Source organism: Mycobacterium sp. NGS64, assembly GCF_059812245.1.
In genome coordinates, this window is the sequence record NZ_JCALCI010000012.1 from 38,051 (window position 1) to 62,498 (window position 24,448).

Below are 24,448 nucleotides of genomic sequence, written 5' to 3' on the forward strand. Positions count from 1 at the left end.
ACGGCCGCGCTGGCCCCCTCGGATCGGCTCGCGGTAGGGTGAAACGAGTGTGTGGACTCACCGGTGAGGTTCGACTCGATGGCCGGGTTCCCGACGTAGCGGCGGTGTCAGCAATGGCTGCCGTCCTGGCGCCCAGGGGGCCGGACGCGGCGGGAGCCTGGTCACAAGGCCGGGTTGCGCTCGGGCATCGGCGCCTCAAGATCATCGATCTGACCGAAGCGGGCGCCCAGCCGATGGTCGATTCGGAGCTGGGCCTGGCGGTCGCCTGGAACGGCTGCATCTACAACTACAAGGAGCTCCGGCGCGAGCTGAGCGACCACGGCTACCGGTTTTTCTCGCACAGCGACACCGAGGTGCTGCTCAAGGCGTACCACCGCTGGGGCGACGATTTCGTCAGCCACCTGTACGGGATGTTCGCCTTCGTCATCGTCGAGCGCGACAGCGGTCGGGTGTTGCTCGGCCGGGACCGGCTCGGCATCAAACCGCTGTACCTCACCGAAGACGGTCACCGCGTCCGGTTCGCGTCGACGCTGCCCGCGCTGCTCGCCGGCGGCGGCGTGGACACCCGGATCGATCCCGTTGCGCTGCACCACTACATGACGTTCCACTCCGTGGTGCCGCCGCCGCTGACGATTCTGCGCGGCGTGCGCAAAATCCCTCCCGCGTCGGTAGTCGCCATCGAGCCCGACGGCCGGCGCAGCACCACCACCTACTGGACGCCGGACTTCACCAGGCGCGCCGATCGCTCCGATTGGTCGGAACGCGACTGGGAGGATGCGGTGCTGTCCACGCTGCGGGTCGCGGTCGAGCGCCGGCTGGTCGCCGACGTCCCCGTCGGCTGCCTGCTGTCCGGCGGTGTGGACTCCAGCCTGATCGTGGGTCTGCTCGCCGAGGCGGGCCAGCACGGGCTGTCTACGTTCTCGATCGGCTTCGAATCGGCGGGCGGCGTCGAGGGCGACGAGTTCCGGTGGTCGGACATCATCGCCCGGCGCTTCGACACCGACCACCACCAGATCCGCATCGGGACCGACCGGATGCTCCCCGCGCTCGACGGGGCGATCGGCGCGATGAGCGAGCCGATGGTCAGCCACGACTGCGTCGCGTTCTACCTGCTGAGCCAAGAAGTCGCGCGCCACGTGAAGGTCGTGCAGTCGGGTCAGGGCGCCGACGAGGTGTTCGCCGGCTACCACTGGTACCCGCCGATGGGTTCCCCGGCGGCGGCGACGCTACAGGGGGCGGTCGCCGAATACCGCGGCGCCTTCTTCGATCGCGATTCGGCCGAGCTGGCGGGTCTGCTGGGGGCGGGCAATCTCGCGCCGGGCGATCCCAGCCAGCGCTTCGTGTCCGAGCACTTCGCGCGGGCGGGCGCCGAAACCGGCATCGACCGTGCCCTGCGGCTGGACACGACCGTGATGCTGGTGGACGACCCGGTGAAGCGGGTGGACAACATGACGATGGCCTGGGGGTTGGAGGGTCGGGTTCCGTTCCTCGACCACGAGCTGGTCGAGCTGGCGGCGACCTGCCCGCCGGAGCTGAAGATCGCCCACGACGGCAAGGGCGTCCTCAAACAGGCTGCGCGGCGGGTGATCCCATCGGAGGTCATCGACCGGCCCAAGGGGTACTTCCCGGTTCCCGCGTTGACCCACCTCGAAGGGCCCTACCTGGACATGGTTCGCGACGCCCTCTACGCGCCGGTGGCCAAGGAGCGCGGGCTGTTCAACTCCGAAGCGGTCGACGCCCTGCTGGCCAACCCGAACGGCAAGCTCACCCCGTTGCGCGGCAATGAGCTTTGGCAGATCGCCCTCCTGGAGCTGTGGTTGCAGCGGCACGGCGTGACGGGCCCGGCCGCATGACCGCCGTCGACCCCTCCGAGGATCACTCGCACGAGCACGAGGATCACACCGAGGCCATCACCATGGGCCTGCACGACGCCTCCCCGCCCGAGCTCGTCGACGCGATGGCCAAGGACGTCGAGCTCGAAATGGGTTGGGGCCGGCTGATTTTCGGTCAGACTTTCGCCGACGCTGAGACCTTGGCCGAGACGCTGCGCCGCGAGGTCGCCGGGCGGCGCGACATCTGCATCTACGCGCGCGAGTCCCACGTCGTGGTCGCCGGGGCGCCGACCGAACTCTTCATCGACCCCAGCCACACCTATCGGCTGCGCTTCACCGGGCACCCGGACGAGGAGAAACTGGCGCCGTCGCCGGTCGGCATGACGGTGCGCACCCTGATCGACCCCGACGACGCCGACGCCATGAACCGCGTGTTCGTGCGCTGCGGCATGGTGCCGGCGCCGGTCGAGACGATCTGGGACAACCACTTGCACCAAGAGGCGGTGACGTACCTGCTCGCCGTGCGTGACGACGACGACGCGGTGGTAGGCACTGTGACCGGCGTCGACCACCAGTTGCTTTTCTCCGATCCCGAGGAGGGGTCGAGCCTGTGGACGCTGGCCGTCGATCCCGCCGCGGCGCTTCCCGGGGTGGGCGAGGCGCTGACCCGCGCGGTGGCCGACCACTTCCGGCGCGCGGGCCGGGCCTACATGGATCTGTCGGTCGCGCACGACAATGCCGCGGCCATCGGCCTTTACGAGAAGCTCGGCTTTGTCCGCGTTCCCGTGTTGGCGATCAAGCGGAAGAACGCGATCAACGAGCCGCTGTTCACCCCACCCCCGGAGACGGTCGAGGACCTCAACCCCTACGCGCGGATCATCGCCGACGAGGCGATGCGCCGCGGAATCTGGGTCGAGGTCCTGGACGCCGAGACTGGCGAGATGCGGCTCACGCACGGCGGTCGCAGCGTGATCACCCGGGAATCGCTGTCCGAGTTCACCTCGGCGGTCGCGATGTGCCGTTGCGACGACAAGCGATTAACGCGACGTCTGGTCTCCGAGGCGGGCATCACCGTCCCGCGTGCGCGTCTGGCCACCTTCGACGACGGTGACTTCGCGTTCCTGCAGGAGGTCGGCGAGGTCGTCGTCAAACCCACCCGCGGAGAGCAAGGCAAGGGCATCACCGTGGGGGTGGTGGCCGAGAAGGGGCCCGACGAGCTCGCCGCGGCGGTGGCCCGGGCGCGCCAGCACTACCCGGAGGTGCTCATCGAGGAGCGCATTGAGGGCGACGATCTCCGCCTGGTGGTGATCAACGGCCGCGTCGTGGCCGCGGCGCTGCGCAAGCCGCCGGAGATCATCGGCACCGGCGACCACACCGTGCGGGACCTGATCGCGGCCGAGAGCCGAAGGCGTTCCGCGGCCACCGGGGGCGAGTCGAAGATCCCGATCGACGACATCACTGAGGCGACCGTGGCCGAGGCCGGCTGGAAGTTGGACGACGTGCTGCCGCAGGGGAATCGGCTGCGCGTCCGCCGCACCGCCAACCTGCATCAGGGCGGGACGATCCACGACGTCACCGCCCGGGTGAACCCGGAACTGTGTCGCGTCGCGGTGGCGGCGGCGGAGGCGATCGGGATCCCGGTGACGGGCATCGACCTGCTGGTGCCCGACGTCACCGGGGCCGACTACGCGTTCATCGAAGCCAACGAGCGGCCGGGGCTCGCCAACCACGAACCCCAGCCCACTGCCGCGGCGTTCATCGACTTCCTGTTTCCCGGTCAACCGGGTCAGCCGCCGGCCTGGACTCCCGAGGAGTCACGCGCCGACCGGGATTGAGCTTGCGACCGGCCTTGTTTGGGTAATGCTCTGCTCACGCAGATAGGAGTCACATGAGCGCGGGCGTGCAAACCGGAACCATCACCACCCACATCCCGGCCCGGCTGGACCGGCTGCCCTGGTCGCGGTTCCACTGGCGCGTCGTCATCGGGCTCGGCGGCGTCTGGGTTCTCGACGGGCTCGAGGTCACCATGGTCGGCAACGTGTCGTCTCGCCTCACGGAGAAGGGCAGCGGCATCGGCCTCACCCCCGCGCAGATCGGCGTGGCGGCCGCGTTCTACATCGCCGGGGCCTGCCTGGGCGCACTGGTCTTCGGTCACCTGACCGACCGGTTCGGCCGGCGGAACCTGTTCATCCTCACGCTGGTGGTGTATTTGACCGCCACCGTCGCGACCGCATTCGCCTTTGCGCCTTGGTATTTCTTCATCGCCCGCTTCTTCACCGGCTCGGGCATCGGCGGCGAATACGCCGCGATCAATTCCGCGATCGACGAATTGATCCCCGCTCGGGTGCGCGGTCGGGTGGACCTGGTGATCAACGGGACCTACTGGCTGGGCTCGGCCGCCGGGGCGGCCGGGGCGCTGGTCCTGCTCGACACGTCGAACTTCGCACCGAACATCGGCTGGCGGCTCGCCTTCGGCCTCGGTGCCATCTTCGGCATCTTCGTCCTGCTGGTCCGGCGCAACGTCCCGGAGAGCCCGCGGTGGTTGTTCATCCACGGGCGTGCGCAGGAGGCCGAGCGGGTGGTCGGCGAAATCGAGGAAGAGGTGCGGCGGGGGAGCGACAAAGCGCTGCCCGAACCGGCGGGCCGGCCCCTCAAAGTTCGTCAGCGCGAGGCGATCCCGTTCCGGGAGATCGCGAGGGTGGCGTTCACGCTGTATCCGCGTCGTGCGGTGCTCGGGCTGGCGCTGTTCATCGGGCAGGCGTTCCTCTACAACGGGGTCACGTTCAACTTGGGCACGCTGTTGAGCGGGTTCTACGGGGTGCCGTCCGGCAAGGTGCCGGTGTTCTTCATCCTATGGGCGCTAAGCAATTTCGTCGGACCGCTTGCGTTGGGCCACCTGTTCGACACCGTCGGCCGTAAGCCGATGATCGCGGCGACCTACATCGGGTCCGCCGTGGTGGCCGTCGTCCTCGCGATTTTGTTCGTCACGCAGACGGGCGGCGCCTGGACATTCATCGCCGTCCTGGCGGTGGCGTTCTTCCTGGCATCGGCGGGCGCGAGCGCCGCGTATTTGACGGTGAGCGAGATCTTCCCGATGGAGACCCGGGCGCTGGCGATCGCGTTCTTCTACGCGGTGGGAACGGCGATCGGCGGCATCACCGGCCCGCTGCTGTTCGGGCAGCTGATCAACTCGGGAGAGCGCGGGCAGGTCGTCTGGTCGTTCCTCATCGGCGCGGCGGTGATGGCGATCGCGGGCCTGATCGAGCTGTGGCTTGGCGTCGCGGCCGAACGGCGCCCGCTCGAAGAGCTGGCGTTGCCCTTGACGGTGGCCGACGCCGAGCGCGAGGAAGAGGGCGAAGCGCCTCAGCATTAGCCGGGCCTTCTGGCGTTCGGACGCTTCGGGCGTTGGGTGTGAATCGTTGGCTCTTCGCGGGAGCCCACGGCGGGAAAATCGCCAAGATGCCGCCCTAGCTTCACGCTGAAAACCCCGACTTCACTACGACACTCAGCGCAGAGATTTTCGCCACATGGCGACGTAGGTACGGTCCACGGGATGATTCCCGGGTGATGCGGTCGCGGCGCGTGCTCCAGATCCGCCGGATCCGCGCATGGCTGGCGTTGTGCGCGGCGATCACGCTGATCCCGTGGACCGTCTACCTCGCCCTGACCTTGCCGCAGGACTACACAGCTCAGCATTGGCAGGCCACCTGGGTCGGCTTCGACATCTTGTTGCTGGCGTTCATGGTCGCCACCGCGGTGCTCGGTTTCCTGCAACACCAACTGCTGACGTTATTCGCGTTCGCAACGGGAGTGCTGCTCGTGTGCGACGCCTGGTTCGACGTGTTGACCGCCGAAGCCGGCGACCTTTTTCTGTCGGCGCTCATCGCCGGGGTGGTGGAATTGCCGCTGGCGGCGGTGCTGATCATCGGCACCTTGCGGATCGCGCGCCTGCAGGGCCCGCCGTTCAGCCGCGCGCGCAGGCCATTTCGGATGCGCCTGCGGCGCTAACCCGCGCTGCCGTCCGCGTCTCATGATCGAAACCATTGCGGACCCGCCGTTGACATCGGCGTAACAAGTTTGCCATCGAACGTTCCTACTGTGGGGCGGTCCACTGTCCGGCACAGGAAATCGTGGGCCCCCCTCAGCGATAGGAACTCAATTGAGCGGAAACGCGGTCCGCCTGCAGGCGATCAACAACGTCGAGGCGTATGTCCCCCCAGCCATCAGTTTCGTACCTGGCGAAGAGCCCGGCGCGGTCTTCGGCTCGAACGTCTTCACCAAGGCCGAGATGCAGGCCCGCCTGCCCAAGTCGGTGTTCAAGTCCATCGTCGCGACCATCGAGAAGGGCACCAAGCTCGACCCCGCGGTGGCGGATACGGTCGCCGTGGCGATGAAGGACTGGGCGCTGGAAAAAGGTGCCACCCACTACGCGCACGTCTTCTACCCGATGACCGGGCTCACCGCCGAGAAGCATGACAGCTTCCTGGAGCCCATCTCCGACGGCCAGACGCTGGCCGAGTTCGCCGGCAAGACCCTGATCCAGGGCGAGCCGGACGCGTCGAGCTTCCCGTCGGGCGGCCTGCGCAGCACGTTCGAGGCGCGCGGCTACACCGGCTGGGACGTGACCAGCCCCGCCTACATCCTGGAGAACCCGAACGGCAACACGCTGTGCATCCCGACGGTGTTCGTCTCGATGACCGGCGAAGCCCTGGACTACAAGACGCCGCTGCTGCGCAGTCAGCAGGCGATGGGCAAACACGCCGAGCGTGTCCTGAAGCTGTTCGGCCACAAGGACCTCAACCACGTCGTCTCGTTCTGCGGCCCGGAGCAGGAGTACTTCCTGGTCGACCGGCACTTCTTCCTGGCGCGCCCGGACCTCGTCAACGCCGGGCGCACCCTGTTCGGCGCCAAGCCGCCCAAGGGCCAGGAGTTCGACGACCACTACTTCGGCGCGGTGCCCGAGCGGGTGTTGGGCTTCATGATGGACACCGAGCGGGAGCTGTTCAAGCTCGGCATCCCGGCCAAGACCCGGCACAACGAGGTGGCCCCCGGCCAGTTCGAGATCGCGCCGATGTTCGAGCGGGCCAACATCGCCTCCGACCACCAGCAGCTGCTGATGACGATCTTCAAGACGATCGCGAAGAAGCACGGCATGGAGTGTCTGTTCCACGAGAAGCCGTTCGCCGGTGTCAACGGGTCGGGCAAGCACGTCAACTTCTCGATGGGCAACTCCGAGCTGGGCTCGCTGCTGGTTCCGGGCGACACCCCGCACGAGAACGCACAGTTCCTGGTGTTCTGCGCCGCGGTGATCCGTGCCGTGCACAAGTTCTCCGGGCTGCTGCGGGTGTCGGTGGCATCTGCCACCAATGACCACCGCCTGGGCGCCAACGAGGCGCCGCCCGCGATCATCTCGATCTTCCTCGGCGAGCAGCTCGCCGACGTGTTCGAGCAGATCGCCAAGGGCGCGGCCACGTCGTCAAAGGGCAAGGGCGTCATGCACATCGGCGTCGACACGCTCCCACCACTGCCGACCGATCCGGGCGACCGCAACCGGACCAGCCCGTTCGCGTTCACCGGCAACCGGTTCGAGTTCCGTGCGCCAGGCTCCGGGCAGACCGTGGCCGTACCGCTGATCGTCCTCAACACGATCATGGCGGACTCGCTCGACTACATGGCGACGGTGCTGGAGAAGGCCGTCGCCGACGGCGAGGACTTCGACCATGCCGTTCAGCGGCTGCTCACCGATATCATCACCGAGCACGGTGCGGTCGTGTACAACGGCGACGGGTATTCGGAGAAATGGCAGATCGAGGCGGCCGCGCGCGGTCTGCCGAATCTCAAGACGTCGCTCGACGCCATTCCGGAGCTGATCAAGCCGGAGTCGGTTGAACTCTTCGAGAAGTACGGGGTGTTCAACGAGCGCGAGCTGCACAGCCGCTATGAGGTCCGGTTGGAGCAGTACGCCCTGACCATCGCGGTCGAGGCGAAACTGGCGCTGGAACTCGGTACGACCGTGATCCTGCCGGCCGCCATCCGGTACCAGACCGAGCTCGCCCAGAACGTCGCGACGCTGAAGAAGGCCGGCGTCGAAGCGAGCACGGTTGCGCTGGAAGCGGTTTCGACCCCGATCGCCGAGCTGCAAAAGGGCCTGGCGACGCTGAAGTCGGCGCTGTCCGACCACTCGGCGGAGACGGCGCTGGCCGAGGCTACGCACGCGCAGAAGGAGCTGCTGCCTGCCATGGCGGCGGTCCGCGCGGCCGCCGACACGCTGGAAAGCGTTGTCGCCGACGACCTGTGGCCGCTTCCCACCTACCAGGAGATGCTGTACATCCTGTGATAGACATCGTCGGGTGTGGGGGCCGGCCGCGCCAGCGGCGGTGATCCGCGGCCCCCACGCCCGACGATCCGCGTGCGCAAGAATTTCGCAAGAAACTCGCCAACTTCTGCCAAGTGCTGTGCCGCAACCTTTCCGCTGACGGGCCTTGCCCCGTAACAGACCGGAAAGGGACGAAAAGTGCCGCACAGCCGCGAAGACAAGACTTACGATTCGGCCATGTCGCTCGAAGCCGGCCAGGTATTCGCCGGATATACCATCCTGCGGCTGCTGGGTTCGGGCGGCATGGGCCAGGTGTATTTGGCGGCGCACCCGCGCCTGCCGCGCGAGGACGCACTCAAGGTGCTGCCGCCCGATTTGACCGCCGACGCGGAGTTTCGGGCCCGATTTGTGCGCGAGGCGGATCTGGCGGCGGGGCTGTCGCATCCGCACATCGTGAGGGTTCACGACCGCGGCGAGGAGGACGGCCATTTCTGGATCTCGATGGCCTACGTGCCCGGCACGGATGCGGGCCGCCTGTTGCGCGAAACCTACCCCGGCGGAATGCCGCTCGACGAGGTGGTGCCGATCATCACCGCCGTCGCCGAGGCACTGGATTACGCACACCACCGGGGCTTGCTGCACCGCGACGTCAAGCCGGCCAACATCCTGTTGGCCGAACCCGACGGGCAGGCACGGCGGGTGTTCCTGGCCGATTTCGGCATCGCCCGCCGCATCGATGACGCGACCGGGCTGACCGCGACCAACATGACGGTCGGCACCGCGGCCTACGCAGCGCCCGAACAGCTCAAGGGCGAGTCGATCGACGGGCGTGCCGACCAATACGCCTTGGCCTGCACCGCATTTCACCTGCTGACCGGGGCGCAACCGTATGTCGACTCCAATCCTGCCGTGGTGATCAGCCAGCACGTCAATGCCCCGCCGCCGTCGGTCGGTGCGCAGCGACCGGAGCTGGCCCAGCTGGATCCGGTGTTCGCCACCGCGATGGCCAAGGAGCCGTCCGGCCGGTTCGCCAGCTGCGGGGAGTTCGCCGCCCACCTCGGCGGCCGGCCGCTGCCGAGCTTCGCGTACGCCGGCGAGGTCCCGACCCGCCCCGACAACGAAATCACCCAGCCTTCTTTCGGCGTCGCTGCGCCCACCGTCCCGCTGCGGCCGAAACCGGCCGGCTGGAAACGGTTGAGCCGGCGCCCGGTGGTACTGATCCCCGCCCTGGCGGGCGTCGCGCTGCTGATCGCCGGCGGTGTCTTCGCCTCCGGGAAGCTCACCCAGTCCGGCAAGCCGGCGCACACCGCGGCGCCCACGGCCAGCCCCGGGCCCAAGGCACCGCCGCCGAACACGGGTCCCTTCACGGGCGTCTACCGGGCCGACTTCGCCCGGATCACCAGCATCGAAGGCATGCCGCCCCCCGGCGCCGCGCCGTCAAGCGAAACCTGGGCTGTCAGTTCGGCGTGCCGTCCCACCGGTTGCGTGGCGACCGCGACGCGCCTTACCGGCGAGACCATGCAGGTGCCGACGACCGTATTCGATCAGGTCGACGGAAGCTGGCGGGCGGTGACCGCCGGCTCGAGCACATGCGCCAACGCCGAAGGCGAGGTCTGGGAAACCTTCACGCTGCAACCGCGTCCCGACGGCACGCTCGCGGGGGAGGCGACCGAGATCATGGGCAAGGGCTGCGCCAACAAACGCAGCGTGACGTTCACCCGCACGGGAGACGTCGACCTCGGCAGCGTGGCCGACCCGAATACGCTGCCGCCGCGGGTGGTTTCGCCGGCCGAGGCGCTGCGCGGCCACTACCACGAATCGGACGTCACACCGACCGGTTTCAAAGGTCAGCAGGACTACGTTGTCCGCACCGACTGCCTGCGCGCCGGCGACCGGTGCATGAGCTTTTTCCACGCACCCCCGGCTTCCGCTATGGCGTTGGTCTTCGGCGGCGGGGAGTGGATCTACGACCGCGAGTTCGACGGCCGCTGCTCGAAGGGCGGGACGGCGCACGTCAGGATCGTCGCGCATTTCCCGATGCCGCAGCCCGCACAGGACCCGATCGCGTTGCTCACCGGGCACGGTCACGAGGACGTGACGAATTCCGGCGGGACCAATTGCGGCAGCACGGACGTCGACGCAAAGTTCGCGCGCACTGGCGATTAGCGGCCGCCCAATCGCGAGCCTAACCACACTGCGAAATCCGCCTTGATTTTTCGCAGTCAGGTTAGGCTCGCGGCGCCCGCCCACCACCTAGGGCCAATAGTCCCTACCCCCGAGGGGTATATGTGTGGAATCCTTCGAGGCATGACAGACACACCTGAATCCACGGTCGAACCGCCCACCGTGAGTGAGCAACCGCGCTACGACAACCGATTCGGCGGCCCCAGCCGCCTGGGCCAAGCCGCGGCGTGGGTCGTCATCGTCGCCGGTGTGGTGTTCGTCGTCGGATCGATCTTCTTCTGGGGGTTGTTCCTCGGCTGGTCCTCCGGCGCCCATGCCGGTTGGCACCGCGGCTACTACATCGGCCGTGAGGGCAGCTGCCCGATGATGGGCCAGGGCGGAATGGGCGGCATGATGGGCCCCGGCGGCATGATGGGCCCGTCACAAACGCCCACGCCGCATCCCTAGCGCGAACTAGCCGAGCAGCTTGGTGAGCCAGGTCGGGTCCTGATAGTTCACCGACTTGGTGCCGTCCCACACGAACGGTGTGCCGGTCGCGTTGAGTCCGGTGAGCGTCGCGTCCCCGGCGGCGGCCTTGGCCTTGCCGGTGCCGACGTCGTCGCCGCCCTTGATGCAATCGATCACGCTGGCGTCGACGCCGACGGTCTTGGCCAGCTGGGCCAGTTCGCCGTCGGTGCGGTCCTCGGGGGCGTCCTCCGCCGGCTGAAAGTTGCTGGCGAACAGGCCGGAGTAGAAGTTCATGTATAGCTTCGGGTCATTCTGCGCCGCAACACAATACGTCGCCGCCACCGCGCGCGACGAGTAATTCTTGCTGTGCGACTTGTCGTCGAGGAAGTTCAGCAGGTGGTAGCGCACCGCCAGCTTCTTGTTGTTCACCGCGCTGTCGATATCACCGGCGTTCGACCGGATGAAGCTGCCGCACGGCGGGCAGATCGGCTCGTTGAAGATGTCGATCGTCGTCGGTGCGGCCGAGCTGCCGACGGAGACACCGTCATCGAGCACCTTGAGCTCAACCGCGTCCGGCGGAGGCGCCGGCGACGTCGGCGTGGAGGACCGGGCCGACGGGGACGACGACTGCCACGGATGGGCGGCCACGATGGCCAACCCGACCACCACCGCCACCACGACCGCCACGACAGCGCCGATCCACAGCCACGGCCTGCGGCTGCTCTGGGGCGGCTGCCCCCAGAGCGGCGCGCCGACGCTGCCCATGTCGCCGGTGCCCCACGTGGGAGTGCCGGGCCACCCCGTCGGCTGCGGCATCGGTGCCCCGGGAGCCGATCCGGTGGTCCACCGGGGCGCCTGAGGGGGCGCCTGGTTCGCCATCACGGGCGGCGGCATGGCGGCAAAACCGCTGGGCTGCTGGCCGGCGAACGCGGCGGGCAGCTTCGCCACCTGGCTGCGCTCCAAAATGTCGGTGGCCCGATCCTGATCGGGCGTGGCCAGCGCGGCATACGCGGCCGCCGACAGGTCGCCACACGTGGCGTAGCGCGCCGCGGGATCCTTGGCCATGCCGCGGGCGATCACGGCGTCGAAGGCCACTGGGATGCTCGGGCGCGCGGCGCTGGGGCGCGGGATCGGCTGGTTGAGGTGCGCGCCCATCACCCCGATCGTGTCGCCCGTGTACGGCGGGGTGCCCGTCAGGCACTCATACAAGACGCAGGCCAGCGCGTAGATGTCGGCCCGATAGGTGACCTCGCCATCGCTGAACCGCTCCGGGGCCATGTATTTGACCGTGCCCACCGTGGTGCCGAACGTCGTCAACTTCTCGTCGGACGTGGCGCTGGCGATGCCGAAATCCACGAGGTACGCGAAATCGTCTGCGCTAACGAGGATGTTCTCCGGTTTCACGTCGCGATGCATCACCCCGGCGGCGTGCGCGGCGTCGAGCGCCGAGCCGATCTGGCGCACGATCGCCACCGCCCGCGGCGGGGACAGCGGCCCGAACCGGCTCAGCGTCGCGGCCAGGTTCTTGCCGTCGATCAGGCGCATGTCCACGTAGAGTTGACCGTCGATCTCGCCGAAGTCGTGGATCGGCACGACGTGCGGTTCTTGTAGGCGCCCCGCGGTGCGGGCCTCGCGTTGCATGCGCGAGCGGAAGACCGGATCGCTGGACAGCGTCTGCGACATCAGCTTGAGCGCCACGATGCGCTCGCGCACCGTGTCCTCGGCCTCGTAGACGTCGCCCATGCCGCCGCGGCCGACCAGCCGCCGCAACCGATACGGCCCGAACTGCGAGCCCTCCCGCGAATCCGCGGTCGTGTCACCCATCGCCGACTCCTCACCCGCCGCCGCGCGCCGCAAAACCCACACCGAAGCGCGGCGTGCCAGGCATAAGGCTAATGGTTTGGGCAACCGCGGGGCACGCTGAATTGCCAGAAAGCCAGCTAATTCCCGGTCGGCTGGCTACGAACTCCCGGGGTGGGTGAGGATTACCGGCATTCCTCGTCGCCGGTCTTTTCGCTGAGCCCCTCCCGCGACAGCGCCCGGACGAAGCCGTAGGCCTGCATGCCCGCCGGGCCGGGATTCCGGACGATCCAATCGTTGATCTTTCCCAGCGCCGAGGCCAAATCGTCACGCCTGACCCGGATCAGGTAGGTCTTGCGGTCGTCCTGCGGATCGTCGATGGACTCGGCGACGGCGACGGGGTTGCGGAACGCGTAGGCAATCCCGTGCACGGAATCGTTGTTCAACGCCCACTGAACCTCGCTGGGCCGCAGGCGGTTCACCGCCAGATTGCGGTATTCGTCCTCGCCGTTCGAATCGCTCACGTCGCCGGTAATCCTCCTCTGTGTGCCCGCGAGAAGAAGTCGGACGACGTTGGACTGAAGATTGTGTCGCGCAGGCAATTCGATGAAATTTTCCCCAAGCCTTCATCATAGGAAGCCCGGTGCGCCGCTGCATGCCGAGCGGGCGTTCAGCAATCGCGACGGCACTGACGTCGACCGGCCGCGGCGACGTAGAGTGACCGGCGAGGCAAATCAGGTTTTCTGCGGCGGCTGCGAGGACCCATGACCGAAGAACGCATCGAGATCCGTCGCACCATCCCGGCCCCGGCCGCCGATGTCTTCGCGGTGCTCTGCGACCCGCAGGGCCACGTCGCCATCGATTCCTCGGGCATGCTCCAGGACGCCGAGGGCGAACCGGTAACGGGCGTCGGAGACAGCTTCGTGGTCCACATGGACCGCGAGGCGCTCAACGACTTCCCGCAACTGGGCAAATACGACGTCACCGTCAGCATCAACGAGTTCGAGCAGGACCGGCTAATTTCGTGGACGATTCTCGGCCAGATCCGCCCGCAAATCGGCCACGTCTACGGATACCTGCTGGAGCCGGCCGACGACGGCGCGTCGACCGTGGTCACGTCGTTCTACGACTGGTCGAACATCGACCCGAAGTGGCGCGACGCCGGGATTTTTCCGGTGCTCTCGGAGGGCGCGCTACGGGCGACCCTGGGCATCCTCGATCGCACGGTCCGCCGAGGATATCCCCGCGCCTGACCGTGGCTCAGCGGCGGTACTTCAGGAACAGGTAATCGTCGTAAGCCAGGGCGTGCTCGAGGCGCATCCCGACCGGCACCGACAGCCGGGACGGCCGCCTGCTGCCGACGGGCTGGCTCCCCGCGAGCTTGGGCGCCAGTGTCACGCAGATTTCGACAACGGCGTCGGCGTCGACCAGCTCGTCCAGCAGGGTCGGCCCGCCCTCGCACAGGATGCGGCCCATGCCCTGGCCGCGTAGCTGCGTGACGGCGCGCGTCACGTCGACCGAATCCTCGCCGGCCACCAGGATCTGCCGGCGCGGGTCCTGCCGCGCCGCCGAGCGCGCGCAGGTCACCACGATCGGCGGCTGTGCGGGGTCGCTGAATAGCCTGGCCGGCAGTTCGCCGGTGCGCGTGATGACGGCGATGGGCGGCGCGGCCCGTTGCGCGTCGGCGAGCCGCACCGGGCCGTAGTTCTCGGCGCGCGCCGTGCCCGCGCCGACCAGCACCACGTCCGCGAAGCCCCGCAGCAGCCTCAACAGCTGCTGGTCGGTGGGACAGGACAGCGGACCCGCGCGACCGGCGAACGCCGCGGCGCCGTCGGCGCTGAAGATCATGTTGGCCCGCACGCCCGCCGGGGGATCGGCGTAGAACGACGCGAGTTCGGCGATGCCGCCGACGGCGCCCACCCGGGGAGTCACATCAGGCCTCGTGACCCGGTTCCAGGTGGCGGACGTCGCCGAACGACACCCACTGCTCGAGCTCTTGCGGCGGGCGGCCGTCCACCGGCTCGAGCAGGTGCCCGACGTGGTCACCGAGCGGGAAACGATCCAGGATCTTGCCGGCGAACCAGGCGGCCGCGTCGTCGAGGATGGGTAGCTGCGCCGGGCCGCGATGCCACGAGCAGCGGTCGAACTTGTTGATCTCGTCGCCGGTCTGGCTGCCGAACAGCTCCGCGACGCCGAGGTGTTCGTGGTCGAACACATGCACGGCGAGGTGGCTGGCCCCGGCGGCGACCCGGAACGTGTGGTTCTTCGTGGACAAACCGACCAGGAAACGCGGTGGGTGGATGCTGGTTTGGCTGGCGAAACCGACCAGGCAGCCGGCGTCGACGCCGTCGGCCTGGGTGGTGACCACGAACATCGGGTAGTTCAGCAGCGACACCAACTCTTCGAATGCATCTGTTTCGGGCTCGGCCACCCGCTCAGTCTTCCCGTTCGGGCCGCCGGGGAATCGCGTACGCCGCGACACCGAGGCCCAGCACCGCCGCACCGGACAGCACCGAGGACAGCGGCAGCGCGCACGCCAGCACCAGGCACCCGACCAGCCCGATCACCGGGATGGCGCGGCGCGGCCGTCCCTCGTCGGGCCGAAGGGTCAACGCCGAGGCGTTGGCGACCGCGTAGTAGATGAGCACCGCGAACGAGGAAAAACCTATCGCCCCCCGTAGGTCCGCCGTCGCGGCCAACACCGCCACGACGACGCCGATCAGCAGCTCGGCGCGGTGGGGCACGCCGAACCGCGGGTGCACGGCGGCGAGCGCGTGCGGGAGGTGATGGTCGCGCGCCATCGCCAGGGCGGTGCGCGAAACCCCCAGGATCAGGGCCAGCAGCGAGCCCAGCGCCGCGACCGTCGCGCCCACCTGCACGACGGGCGCCAGCCAGCCCATCCCCGCCGCCCGCACCGCCTCGGACAGCGGCGCGGACGCCTCGGCCAGGCGTCGCGGCCCCAGCGCGGCAAGCGCCGCGACGGCCACCAGCGCGTAGACGGCCAGGGCGATCGCCAGGGCCAGCGGGATGGCCCGGGGGATGGTGCGCGCCGGATCGCGCACCTCCTCGCCCAGCGTGGCGATGCGCGCGTACCCGGCGAAGGCGAAAAACAACAGGCCCGCCGCCTGGATCACGCCGCCGGCGGTGACACCCGACAGATGCAGGTGGTCGGCGGCGATGCTGCGAGAGGTGAATACGGCGACGACCACCGCGGCCAGCACCGCAAGGACGACCGCGACGATGATCCGGGTCAGCCACGCCGACTTCTGCACCCCGACATAGTTCACCGCCGTCAGCGCGACCACCGCGGCGACGGCCACCGCGTGCGCCTGCGACGGCCACGCATACGAGCCGACCGTCAGCGCCATCGCCGCGCACGAGGCGGTCTTGCCGACGACGAAGCCCCAACCCGCCAGGTAGCCCCAGAAATGGCCCAGCCGCTCGCGGCCGTACAGATAGGTGCCGCCGGAGGCGGGGTAGCGGGCGGCCAGCCGCGCGGAGGAGGTGGCGTTGCAGTAGGCGACCACTGCGGCCACGGCCAGGCCCAGCAGCAGCCCCGAGCCGGCGGCGCGCGCCGCGGGGCCGAGGGCCGCGAAGATGCCGGCACCGATCATCGAGCCCAGCCCGATCACCACCGCGTCGAACACCCCCAGGGTGCGGCGGAGCTCATTCACGCGCCAAACCTATCAAACTGATTTGATGTATTGTCCGAAGGGTGGCGGCAACCAAGCGCGCGGAAGTTCCACCGCTGATGCAGATGGCGTCGCACCCGGTGCGGTGGGCGTTACTGGCCGAGCTCGCCGGAGGCGACCACCGGGTAAGGGAGCTGGCCGACGCCGTCGACGAGCCACAGAACCTGGTGTCGTACCACCTGCGGCTGTTGCGCTCGGCGGGGCTCATCGACGCGCGGCGCAGCAATTTCGACGCCCGCGACACCTACTACCACCTGAACTTGGCGCGGTGCGCGGCCGAATTTGCCGGGGCGGCAAGCGCATTGCATCCGGCGCTCGCGCCCGCTGCCACGACCCGGCCGGCCGGGTCGGTGCTGTTCCTGTGCTCCGGCAACAGCGCGCGCTCGCCGATGGCCGAGGCGCTGCTGCGGAAGAAGGGCGGCGGCCGCATCCGTGCCGCGAGCGCCGGCAGCCATCCCAAACCGCAGATGCACCCGAACGCAGTGCGGGTCATGCGCGACCTCTACGGCATCGACCTTGGTGGCGGCCGACCGCAGCCGTTGGCCGCGGTCGCCCGGGGGCGCTTCGATTGCGTGATCACGCTGTGTGACAAGGTCCGCGAATACGCCCGGGAGCACGGCGTTGTCACCGCGATGCATTGGAGCCTGCCGGATCCCTCGGCCGCTGAGGGCAGGGCGAGTTACCCCGAATTCCGGCGCGTGGCAAGCGAACTGAACGACCGAATCGATTTTCTCCTGCCCGTCCTGGCCCAGCCCCGGGAGCGGCGATGAAGCCCTTCGACCGCCGTCGATTCCTCAGCGGCCTGGCGTTGATCACCGCGGGCGGCGGCGCCGGCGTCGCGGCGGCGTGCTCACGGACCGCGCCGCCCGGCCCGCCCAACGGCAAGCCCGATTACACGCTGCGCATCGGCACCGGACCCGTGGAGCTGGCGCCGGGCCACACCGTGTCGACCCTGACCTACAACGGTCAATTCCCGGGACCGTTGCTGCGGTTCAAGGAGGGGCAACGGACGTGGGTCGACATCTTCAACGACACCGATGCCCCGGAGCAGTTGCACTGGCACGGCCAACACGTCGGCGTCGACGTCGACGGCTCGGCCGAGGAGGGCACCCCCGACATCCCGGCGCACGGCATGCGGCGCATTTCGTTCGTGCCCGGGCCGGCCGGCTACCGCTTCTATCACACCCACGTCGTGCCGCGCGCGGACCTGTCCCGCGGTCAGTACAGCGGCCTGGTCGGGCCGGTCTACATCGAGCCCGAACAGAACCCGGGCGCCTACGACCAAGAGATCTTTTTGACGCTCAAGGAATTCGAGCCCAGTTTCACCCGTGGGGGCGACATGGCCAGCGAATTCCTGGCCGGCGAACCGGACGCCGACCTCAAGGACAAAGGGGAGTCGGCGATGAAGGCGTCGCTCGCCAAAGGCGACCCGCATGGCTACGAGGTCAGCTACGGGGCATTCGCGATCAACGGGCGCATGCTCGGCCACGGCGATCCCATCCGCGTCCAACCCGGGCAGCGGGTAGTGTTGCACGTCCTCAACGGCAGCGCCACCGAGAGCCGCAGTCTGGCCTTGCCCGGGCACACCTTCAACGTCGTCGCGCTGGACGGGAACCCGGTGCCCAATCCGGCGCCGGTGCCGGTGCTGTGGCTCGGTGCGGCCGAACGCATTTCGGCGTTCGTCAACATGACGAATCCCGGCGTGTGGGTGCTGGGGGACCTGTCGGACGACGACCGCGGACACGGCATGGGCATGGTGGTGGAATACGGGCGCGGCGGTGATCCGCAGTGGGCGGCGCCCCCGCCGTTCAAGTGGGACTACCGGCTGTTCGCGCCGCCCAACCCCGCCCCGGTGCCGCCGCCGGAACGCACCATCGAGATGCTGATCGAAAAGCGCAACGCCGCCGACAACGGCTTCAACATCTGGATGTTCAACGGCACGGCGTTTTCGATGGAGACCAATCAGCCCGTGCTGGATCTGCAGCGCGACAAACGCTATCGGCTTCGCTTCCGTAACGCGACCGACGACCTGCACCCGATGCACCTGCACCGCCACACCTTCGAAATCACCCGCATCGCCGGGACGCCGACCGCCGGCGTGCGCAAGGATGTCGCGATGCTGGGCGGATTCCAAAGCATGGAGATCGACTTCGTCGCCGATCAGCCCGGCCTCTCGCTGCTGCACTGCCACCAGCAGATCCACATGGACTACGGCCTCATGCTGCTGCTCAACAGCCGCTGATCCGCCACCGGGGCATCTACGATTCGGCCATGGCGCTCGAGATCGGTCAGGTGTTCGCGGGATACACGATCCTGCGGCTGCTGGGCTCGGGCGGCATGGGGCAGGTGTATCTGGCGTCGCACCCGCGGTTGCCGCGCCAGGACGCGTTAAAGGTGCTGCCGACCGAAGTCACCGCCGATCCGCAATACCGCGAGCGATTCGAGCGGGAGGCGGAGCTGGCCGCCGGGCTTTCGCACCCGCACATCGTGGGGATCCACGACCGCGGTGAATACGAGGGCCAGTTTTGGATCTCGATGGAATACGTGGCCGGCACCGACGTGGCCCGGCTGTTGCGGGAGCAATTTAGCGGCGGCATGGCCGTCGAGGACGCGATGGCGATCGTTGACGCGGTCGCCTCGGCGCTCGATTACGCGCATCACCGAGGGCTGCTGCACCGCGACGTGAAGCCGGCCAACATCCTGGTGACCGAGTCGGACGGACAGCCGCGGCGAATCTTTTTGGCCGACTTCGGCATCGCCCGTCGCGTCGACGACGTGGCCGGGTTGACCTCGACGAAGATGGCGGTCGGCACGGTGGCCTACGCGGCGCCCGAGCAGTTGATGGCAGGGTCGGTCGACGGTCGCGCCGATCAATACGCCCTGGCGTGCACCGCTTTTCATCTGCTCGCCGGGGTGCCCCCGTTCGGCGGGCCCAACATGGCGGTGGTCATCGGTCAACACGTCAGCGCCCCGCCGCCGTCGATCGGCACCCACCGTCCCGAGCTGACCGGCCTGGATCCCGTCTTCGCCACCGCGCTGGCCAAGGATCCCTCTGGCAGGTTCAACAGCTGCGGGGAGTTCGCCCACGAATTGGGGCGGCATCTCGACGGGGCCGACGCGTATCCCTCGTCGGACCCGACTTTGCTTGCGCCGCAGTGGAAGAAACCCTCCGCCTGGAAGCGGGTGGGCCGTCGCCCCGGCGTCCTCGCCGCGGTGCTGGCCGGCGTCGTGTTGCTGGTCGCGGGCGGCGTCGTCGCGACGCTGACGCTCACCGGTTCGCACCGCCCGGCCGCGCCCGCGAGCCCCTTCACGGGCACCTATCGGGCCGATTTCGGGCCGAACATGGCTCTCGATGACGTCCCGGAGCCCGGTTCCCCGCCGGCGCTGACGAGCACGTACGGCCTGCGCTCGGTGTGCCGCCCCGCCGGCTGCGTGATGACCGCGTCCCGCCTCGGTGGGGAGACCGTGGCGCAACCGACGATGGTGTTCGATCAGATCGGCGTGGCCTGGGTCGCGGTCGCCGTCGCACCGGACGCGTGCCGCGAGGCGACCGCGGAGTTCTGGCAGGTCTTCGTACTGCGGCCCCGTCCGGACGGCGGCCTCGACGGCGAATACACGGCGACCGCCGCCAACGCCTGCGCCAACAAGCGAACCGTGTCCTTCACCCGCACCGGCGACGTCGACGTGAAAACCATTCCCGATCCGGACGCCCAGCCCCCGCGGGCGGCGTCGCCGGCCCAGGGCCTGCGCGGCCGTTACCGCCTGACCCGGATTTTCGCGAACGGCTTGCCGCAACAACAGCTCAACACCGCGGTCGCGACCTACTGCCTGCGCACCGTCGATCGGTGCATGAGCTACTTCCACGAGGCGTCGGCCGACCAACCGCTGGTCTTCGGAGACGGACGCTGGACCTGGAACGTCGACGCCGACGTCACCTGCCCGCACTCCGGGGGCACCGCGCGCATGAAGTCCAGCGGACAGTATCCGCTGCCGCAACCGCCAAAGGATCCGATCGCCACGCTTACCGGCCGCGCTCACCAGGAACAGAGCGCCCCGTGCGAGCTCAACACGGACTTCGACGAAACGTTCACCCGCACCGGCGATTAACGGGGTGCGCGGTTTGCCCGGAAGGCGCGGCTTCGCATTCGGCGCGAATTTAGGTGCCACTGCGGCTTGAGCATTTACGATTTTCCCATGTCGCTCGAGGCGGGTCAGGTGTTTGCCGGGTACACGATCGTGCGGGTGTTGGGCGCGGGCGGGATGGGCCAGGTGTACCTGGCGGCGCATCCCCGGTTGCCGCGCCAGGACGCGTTGAAGGTGCTGCCCGCGGAGCTCACCGGCGACCCGGAGTTCCGGGGCCGCTTCATGCGGGAGGCGGAGCTGGCGGCCGGGTTGTCGCATCCGCACATCGTGACGATCCACGACCGCGGTGAGGAGGACGGTCAGTTCTGGATCTCGATGGATTATGTGGCCGGCACCGATGCCGGCCGGCTGCTGCCCGAACACCACCCGGGCGGGATGCCGCTCGAAGACGTCGTGGCGATCATCACCGCGGTCGGCTCGGCGTTGGACTACGCGCACGGCCGTGGATTGCTGCACCGGGATGTCAAGCCGGCCAACATCTTGTTGACCGACCCCGACGGTCAGGCGCGCCGGGTTTATCTCGCCGACTTCGGGCTCGCGCGCCACATCGACGACGCGACCGGGCTGACCGCAACGAACATGACGGTCGGGACGGTGGCCTATGTCGCGCCCGAGCAGTTGAAGGGGGAGCGGGTCGACGGGCGCGCCGATCAATATGCGTTGGCGTGCACCGCGTTTCACCTGCTGACCGGGTCGGCGCCGTACGTCGATTCCAATCCGGCCGTGGTGATCAGCCAGCACATCAACGCCGCCCCGCCCTCGATCGGTGCCCGCCGCCCGGAGCTCGCCGCGCTGGATCCCGTGTTCGCCACCGCGATGGCCAAGGAGCCATCGCACCGGTTTGCCGGCTGCCGCGAATTCGCCGACCAGCTGGCCCGGCAGCTGGGCTCGGGCGCGACCCAGCCGGGCGACATTCCGTTCCCCGACACCCAGCCCCGGATCGACGCGACGATGCCCGCCATCCGACCTCGCCGGCGCCCCCGGGCCCTCATCGGCGCCCTGCTGGGCGTTGCGTTGCTCGTCGTCACGGGCGGCGTCTTCGCGGCCGTGAAGCTGTTGCGGCACCCCGAATCGGGCCACACCGCGGCCAATCCCGCCACCGCGCCGGGGAACACCGCGACCCCGAACACCGGCCCCTTCACCGGTGTCTACCGGGTGCGCTTCAGCCAGGGCACCACGCTGGAGGGTGTCCCGGGGCAGGGCGCGGCTCCGGAAACGGACACGTACGCCGTCCGCTCGGCGTGCGGGCCGAGCGGTTGCCGGGCGACGGCGCAACGCGTCAGTGGCGAGCTACGGCTCGCGTCGAACGCGGTTTTCGACGAGGTGGACGGGCGCTGGGTGGCCGTGACCATCGGCTCGGACAAGTGCCGAGACGCCCCGGCCGAGGTGTGGCAGGTGTTGACGCTGCAGCCGCAACCGGACGGCACCTTCACCGGTGAATATCGCGGGGCATCGGCCAACGCCTGCAACGAAAAGCGGACGGTGACCTTCACCCGCTCCGGGGACGTCGACATCAACAAGCTCCCCGACCCGAACGCGCTTCCGCCGCGGGTGGGCTCGCCGGCCCAAGCCTTGCATGGCCGCTACCACCTCGTCCGAAAGTTCAAGGCGAGGATCGCGCCACAGCAGACGGACCAGGCGGTCGTCACCGACTGCCTGCGCACTGGGGACCGGTGCATGAGCTATTTCCACTCCAAAACGATTGACACACCGCTGGTGTTCGAGGGCGGCACCTGGACACTGCACGTCGAGCACGACGACAACGATCCGGGCTGCGGCGGGGCCGTCTACGCGCGAGCCACCGGCCAGTATGCGCTGCCCCAACCGCCACAGGATCCGATCGCGCAGCTGATCGGCCACGACCATCTGGACGAGTCCTCGGGCCGTGCCGACTGCCAATGGAGCGTGGACTTCGACGAAACATACACGCGGACAGGCGATTAGCGGGGCCCGATTCCCGCAGGCATCCGCGAGCGTAACCACACTGCGAAAAATTCCGTCAAAAATTCGCGGCCAGGTTACGGTCGCGAAGCGGTGCTGTGACCGCCGGTCGTACAGTTAGGCATGTCGCATCCGATGGACCCGGGCCAGCCCCCCTACCAAGCGCCCCCTCCCCAGGGTGGATATCCGCCGCCTTACCCCGGTCCGTACCCGCCGGGGCCCTATCCGCCTTCTTATCCGGGGTCGTACCCCCCGAGCCCCTATCCCGCGCCCTACCCGCCCGGCCCGTACCCGCCACCGGGCTACGCGCTGCCGCCGCAGGCCCAGACAACCAGCGGATTCGCCGTCGCCTCACTGATTTTCGGTGCGGTCGGGGGAATCCTGCTCAGCGTCATCTTCGGCATCATCGCGCTGGGCAAGACGAAACCCGGCGGGCAGCGCGGCCGGGGAATGGCCATTGGCGGGCTCGTCCTCTCCGGCGCTTGGGCCGTCGGCATCGCCGTCGTCATCGCGGTGGTCGCCCTGTCGCCGACTCACACGGTCAGCGCACGCGACATCAAGGTCGGGGACTGCTTCGCCGAGTTGCCCAGGGGCAACCGCATCTCCTCGGTGGACACCACCAGCTGCGACCGGCCCCACGCCGGCGAGGTGGCGGGGATCGTGACCATCCCCGACGGGCCGTTCCCCGGCGAGTCCGGATTCGGTGCCTACGGCAAGGACTGCAAGGACGACCTGGCGTCGTACTCGCCGTCCGCGTTATTAGATCCCGACATCGACCTGGCGATCATGCCGCCCACCCGCGAATCGTGGCAGCGTGGCGACCGCGCCATGGTGTGCGTCGCGACGTTCACCACCAAGCGAACCGGGTCCATCAAGAGCTGAGCGGCCGAAGCGGCTGGTTTTCGCGGATCCCGCGGTACATGCCCCATCGGACGACCCACGGCATCACCACCCGCTCGACCGACCAGGACGGGAATCGCAACGAATGGCCGGTGGGGAAGAAGACCTCGAGCCCGTTGGGCTGGATGCCCACCAACGAACCCCACCGCCGGCCCGGCGTCCGGAAGGAGCGCAGCTCCCGGCCCGCGAACTCGGCGCGAATGTTGTTCGCTACCAACGCATCCCCACGATTGCGGGCGGAGCTGCGGAGGGGGTCGGTGGCCGCGACGTCCCCGACCGCGAACACGCCCCGATGGCCGGGCACCCGCAACTGCGGCGTCACGCGAACGAAGCCGCGCTCGTCAAGGAGTTCCGGTGGCAGCCAATCGGTGTTGGGGCGTACCCGGCCGATCGCCCACAGCACCGCGTCGGCGGAAGCCGGAAATTGCCCGGTGCTCCAGTGAACCGGTTCCCCGGTGATCTCCTCACCCGAGAAGCCGTCGGAGATCTGGGCGCGGTGGCCTGGGTGCACGCCCACACCCAGGTCGACCAATCGGTCCCGGATGCGCCGCCACGTCGCCGGGTGATACTCGCCCAGCGCCCGCTCGCCGGGGAAGTAGAGGTCGACCCGCTTGCCCGGCCAGGTGGTCGCGATGTTGACCGCGCTGCTGACCGCGGCCGCTCCGCCACCCACGATGATCACCGAATCCGCGGCGGCCAGCCGGTCATGGGCGGCGCGCAGGTCGGCGCCGATCTCGGTGGGCGACTGCAGGTTCGGGCGCCGCCAGAACCCGTTGCTGACGCCCGTCGAGATGACCAGCGCGTCGAACTCCTCGGCCAGGGGAGTGCCGTCGTCGCGCCGGCCCAACACCGTTCGGGCCGCCAGGTCGAGCCCGGTCAGCGTCGCTTGCACCGTGCGCACGCCGTCCAGGCGGCGGAACTTGTCGAACGGGATCCAGTAGTCGCGGGCCCAGTCCTCGGGGCGGGACAGCCGGACCCCGAGTTCCTGGCCGCTCACCAGCGCGGGTTTGGCGGAGATCCCGACGACGTCGGCGTGCCGGGCCAGGCGGATGGCGGTCAGGACACCGACATCTCCCAGTCCGGCGACCACGACACGCTTGCGACTCATGTCCGGATCACGCGCGGCGCGATTCGCTTGTGCCGCAGCGGGTTTCGGTCGGCCAGGCCGGTGCGACGGCGTCCATGCGGGCCTC

Annotated in this window: 19 protein-coding genes; 13 read left to right on the top strand and 6 right to left on the bottom strand. The window is 68.8% G+C overall.

Annotated elements, in window-relative coordinates; translation table 11 throughout:
- Window positions 1–47: 47 nt before the first annotated feature.
- From AC5Y4S_RS26990 to AC5Y4S_RS27020, 7 genes are all read left to right on the top strand, one after another.
- Window positions 48–1,853 carry an N-acetylglutaminylglutamine amidotransferase gene (locus AC5Y4S_RS26990; RefSeq protein WP_500035626.1) on the top strand — a complete coding sequence of 602 codons (1,806 nt, stop codon included), beginning with the start codon at window positions 48–50 and terminating at the stop codon, window positions 1,851–1,853.
- On the top strand, window positions 1,850–3,667 hold the full coding sequence (gene ngg, locus AC5Y4S_RS26995) for an N-acetylglutaminylglutamine synthetase (protein WP_500035627.1): 1,818 nt from the start codon (window positions 1,850–1,852) through the stop codon (window positions 3,665–3,667). The genes AC5Y4S_RS26990 and ngg overlap by 4 nt, the downstream gene beginning before the upstream one ends.
- A gap of 53 nt (window positions 3,668–3,720) precedes the next feature.
- A complete protein-coding gene (locus tag AC5Y4S_RS27000) occupies window positions 3,721–5,205 on the top strand; it encodes an MFS transporter (protein WP_500035628.1) in 1,485 nt (494 codons plus the stop codon).
- A gap of 194 nt (window positions 5,206–5,399) precedes the next feature.
- Entirely contained in the window at window positions 5,400–5,840 is a 441-nt protein-coding gene (locus tag AC5Y4S_RS27005; protein WP_500035665.1) for a hypothetical protein, read from the top strand.
- A gap of 151 nt (window positions 5,841–5,991) precedes the next feature.
- Window positions 5,992–8,169 carry a glutamine synthetase III family protein gene (locus AC5Y4S_RS27010; protein ID WP_500035629.1) on the top strand — a complete coding sequence of 726 codons (2,178 nt, stop codon included), beginning with the start codon at window positions 5,992–5,994 and terminating at the stop codon, window positions 8,167–8,169.
- 216 nt (window positions 8,170–8,385) lie between these two features.
- Window positions 8,386–10,314, top strand: a complete 1,929-nt coding sequence (locus AC5Y4S_RS27015) for a serine/threonine-protein kinase (protein ID WP_500035630.1) — start codon at window positions 8,386–8,388, stop codon at window positions 10,312–10,314.
- Between the two features lie 141 nt (window positions 10,315–10,455).
- Window positions 10,456–10,779: a hypothetical protein gene (locus AC5Y4S_RS27020; protein WP_500035631.1), complete on the top strand. Its 324-nt coding sequence runs from the start codon at window positions 10,456–10,458 to the stop codon at window positions 10,777–10,779.
- Window positions 10,780–10,785: 6 nt separating this feature from the next.
- Here AC5Y4S_RS27020 and AC5Y4S_RS27025 read toward each other — a convergent pair whose 3' ends face one another.
- Together AC5Y4S_RS27025 and AC5Y4S_RS27030 are read right to left on the bottom strand one after the other, a co-directional pair.
- A complete protein-coding gene (locus AC5Y4S_RS27025) occupies window positions 10,786–12,603 on the bottom strand; it encodes a serine/threonine protein kinase PknE (RefSeq protein ID WP_500035632.1) in 1,818 nt (605 codons plus the stop codon).
- A gap of 161 nt (window positions 12,604–12,764) precedes the next feature.
- Window positions 12,765–13,061: a hypothetical protein gene (locus AC5Y4S_RS27030; RefSeq protein WP_500035666.1), complete on the bottom strand. Its 297-nt coding sequence runs from the start codon at window positions 13,059–13,061 to the stop codon at window positions 12,765–12,767.
- A gap of 282 nt (window positions 13,062–13,343) precedes the next feature.
- Between AC5Y4S_RS27030 and AC5Y4S_RS27035 the strand changes: the two genes are divergently transcribed.
- Complete coding sequence (locus AC5Y4S_RS27035) at window positions 13,344–13,832, top strand: SRPBCC family protein (protein WP_500035633.1); 489 nt, start codon at window positions 13,344–13,346, stop codon at window positions 13,830–13,832.
- 7 nt (window positions 13,833–13,839) lie between these two features.
- Here AC5Y4S_RS27035 and AC5Y4S_RS27040 read toward each other — a convergent pair whose 3' ends face one another.
- Genes AC5Y4S_RS27040 through AC5Y4S_RS27050 form a run of 3 tightly spaced genes read right to left on the bottom strand, consistent with a single transcriptional unit; the run spans window position 13,840 to window position 16,253 of the window.
- Window positions 13,840–14,511 (bottom strand): pyrimidine reductase family protein, encoded by a 672-nt coding sequence (locus tag AC5Y4S_RS27040; protein WP_500035634.1) that lies wholly within the window; start codon window positions 14,509–14,511, stop codon window positions 13,840–13,842.
- 1 nt (window position 14,512) lies between these two features.
- The gene (locus AC5Y4S_RS27045; RefSeq protein ID WP_500035635.1) at window positions 14,513–15,010 is read right to left on the bottom strand and encodes a flavin reductase family protein; all 498 of its coding nucleotides are present in this window, start codon (window positions 15,008–15,010) and stop codon (window positions 14,513–14,515) included.
- Between the two features lie 4 nt (window positions 15,011–15,014).
- Window positions 15,015–16,253 (bottom strand): APC family permease, encoded by a 1,239-nt coding sequence (locus tag AC5Y4S_RS27050; RefSeq protein WP_500035636.1) that lies wholly within the window; start codon window positions 16,251–16,253, stop codon window positions 15,015–15,017.
- A gap of 41 nt (window positions 16,254–16,294) precedes the next feature.
- Between AC5Y4S_RS27050 and AC5Y4S_RS27055 the strand changes: the two genes are divergently transcribed.
- The 5 genes from AC5Y4S_RS27055 to AC5Y4S_RS27075 all read left to right on the top strand — a co-directional run bounded on the left by AC5Y4S_RS27055 (window position 16,295) and on the right by AC5Y4S_RS27075 (window position 23,237).
- Window positions 16,295–17,041 (top strand): arsenate reductase/protein-tyrosine-phosphatase family protein, encoded by a 747-nt coding sequence (locus AC5Y4S_RS27055; protein WP_500035637.1) that lies wholly within the window; start codon window positions 16,295–16,297, stop codon window positions 17,039–17,041.
- Window positions 17,038–18,513: a multicopper oxidase family protein gene (locus tag AC5Y4S_RS27060; protein ID WP_500035638.1), complete on the top strand. Its 1,476-nt coding sequence runs from the start codon at window positions 17,038–17,040 to the stop codon at window positions 18,511–18,513. Before AC5Y4S_RS27055 ends, AC5Y4S_RS27060 begins: the two co-directional genes overlap by 4 nt.
- A 29-nt stretch (window positions 18,514–18,542) precedes the next feature.
- Entirely contained in the window at window positions 18,543–20,378 is a 1,836-nt protein-coding gene (locus tag AC5Y4S_RS27065; protein WP_500035639.1) for a serine/threonine-protein kinase, read from the top strand.
- An 87-nt stretch (window positions 20,379–20,465) separates the two neighbouring features.
- On the top strand, window positions 20,466–22,358 hold the full coding sequence (locus AC5Y4S_RS27070) for a serine/threonine-protein kinase (RefSeq protein WP_500035640.1): 1,893 nt from the start codon (window positions 20,466–20,468) through the stop codon (window positions 22,356–22,358).
- Window positions 22,359–22,478: 120 nt separating this feature from the next.
- Window positions 22,479–23,237 carry a DUF4190 domain-containing protein gene (locus tag AC5Y4S_RS27075; protein ID WP_500035641.1) on the top strand — a complete coding sequence of 253 codons (759 nt, stop codon included), beginning with the start codon at window positions 22,479–22,481 and terminating at the stop codon, window positions 23,235–23,237.
- Here the strand turns inward: AC5Y4S_RS27075 and AC5Y4S_RS27080 are convergent.
- Window positions 23,227–24,363: an NAD(P)/FAD-dependent oxidoreductase gene (locus AC5Y4S_RS27080; RefSeq protein WP_500035642.1), complete on the bottom strand. Its 1,137-nt coding sequence runs from the start codon at window positions 24,361–24,363 to the stop codon at window positions 23,227–23,229. The two genes, AC5Y4S_RS27075 and AC5Y4S_RS27080, sit on opposite strands and share 11 nt — an antisense overlap.
- Between the last annotated feature and the right edge of the window lie 85 nt (window positions 24,364–24,448).

Excerpts from the sequence above, each read along its gene's own strand:
- AC5Y4S_RS27070 (WP_500035640.1), top strand. The coding sequence starts at position 20,466 with ATGTCGCTCGAGGCGGGTCAGGTGTTTGCCGGGTACACGATCGTGCGG.
- AC5Y4S_RS27020 (WP_500035631.1), top strand. The coding sequence starts at position 10,456 with ATGACAGACACACCTGAATCCACGGTCGAACCGCCCACCGTGAGTGAG.
- AC5Y4S_RS27075 (WP_500035641.1), top strand. The coding sequence starts at position 22,479 with ATGTCGCATCCGATGGACCCGGGCCAGCCCCCCTACCAAGCGCCCCCT.
- AC5Y4S_RS27005 (WP_500035665.1), top strand. The coding sequence starts at position 5,400 with ATGCGGTCGCGGCGCGTGCTCCAGATCCGCCGGATCCGCGCATGGCTG.
- AC5Y4S_RS27015 (WP_500035630.1), top strand. The coding sequence starts at position 8,386 with ATGTCGCTCGAAGCCGGCCAGGTATTCGCCGGATATACCATCCTGCGG.
- AC5Y4S_RS27080 (WP_500035642.1), bottom strand. The coding sequence starts at position 24,363 with ATGAGTCGCAAGCGTGTCGTGGTCGCCGGACTGGGAGATGTCGGTGTC.
- AC5Y4S_RS27025 (WP_500035632.1), bottom strand. The coding sequence starts at position 12,603 with ATGGGTGACACGACCGCGGATTCGCGGGAGGGCTCGCAGTTCGGGCCG.
- AC5Y4S_RS27060 (WP_500035638.1), top strand. The coding sequence starts at position 17,038 with ATGAAGCCCTTCGACCGCCGTCGATTCCTCAGCGGCCTGGCGTTGATC.
- ngg (WP_500035627.1), top strand. The coding sequence starts at position 1,850 with ATGACCGCCGTCGACCCCTCCGAGGATCACTCGCACGAGCACGAGGAT.
- AC5Y4S_RS27000 (WP_500035628.1), top strand. The coding sequence starts at position 3,721 with ATGAGCGCGGGCGTGCAAACCGGAACCATCACCACCCACATCCCGGCC.
- AC5Y4S_RS27065 (WP_500035639.1), top strand. The coding sequence starts at position 18,543 with ATGGCGCTCGAGATCGGTCAGGTGTTCGCGGGATACACGATCCTGCGG.
- AC5Y4S_RS27035 (WP_500035633.1), top strand. The coding sequence starts at position 13,344 with ATGACCGAAGAACGCATCGAGATCCGTCGCACCATCCCGGCCCCGGCC.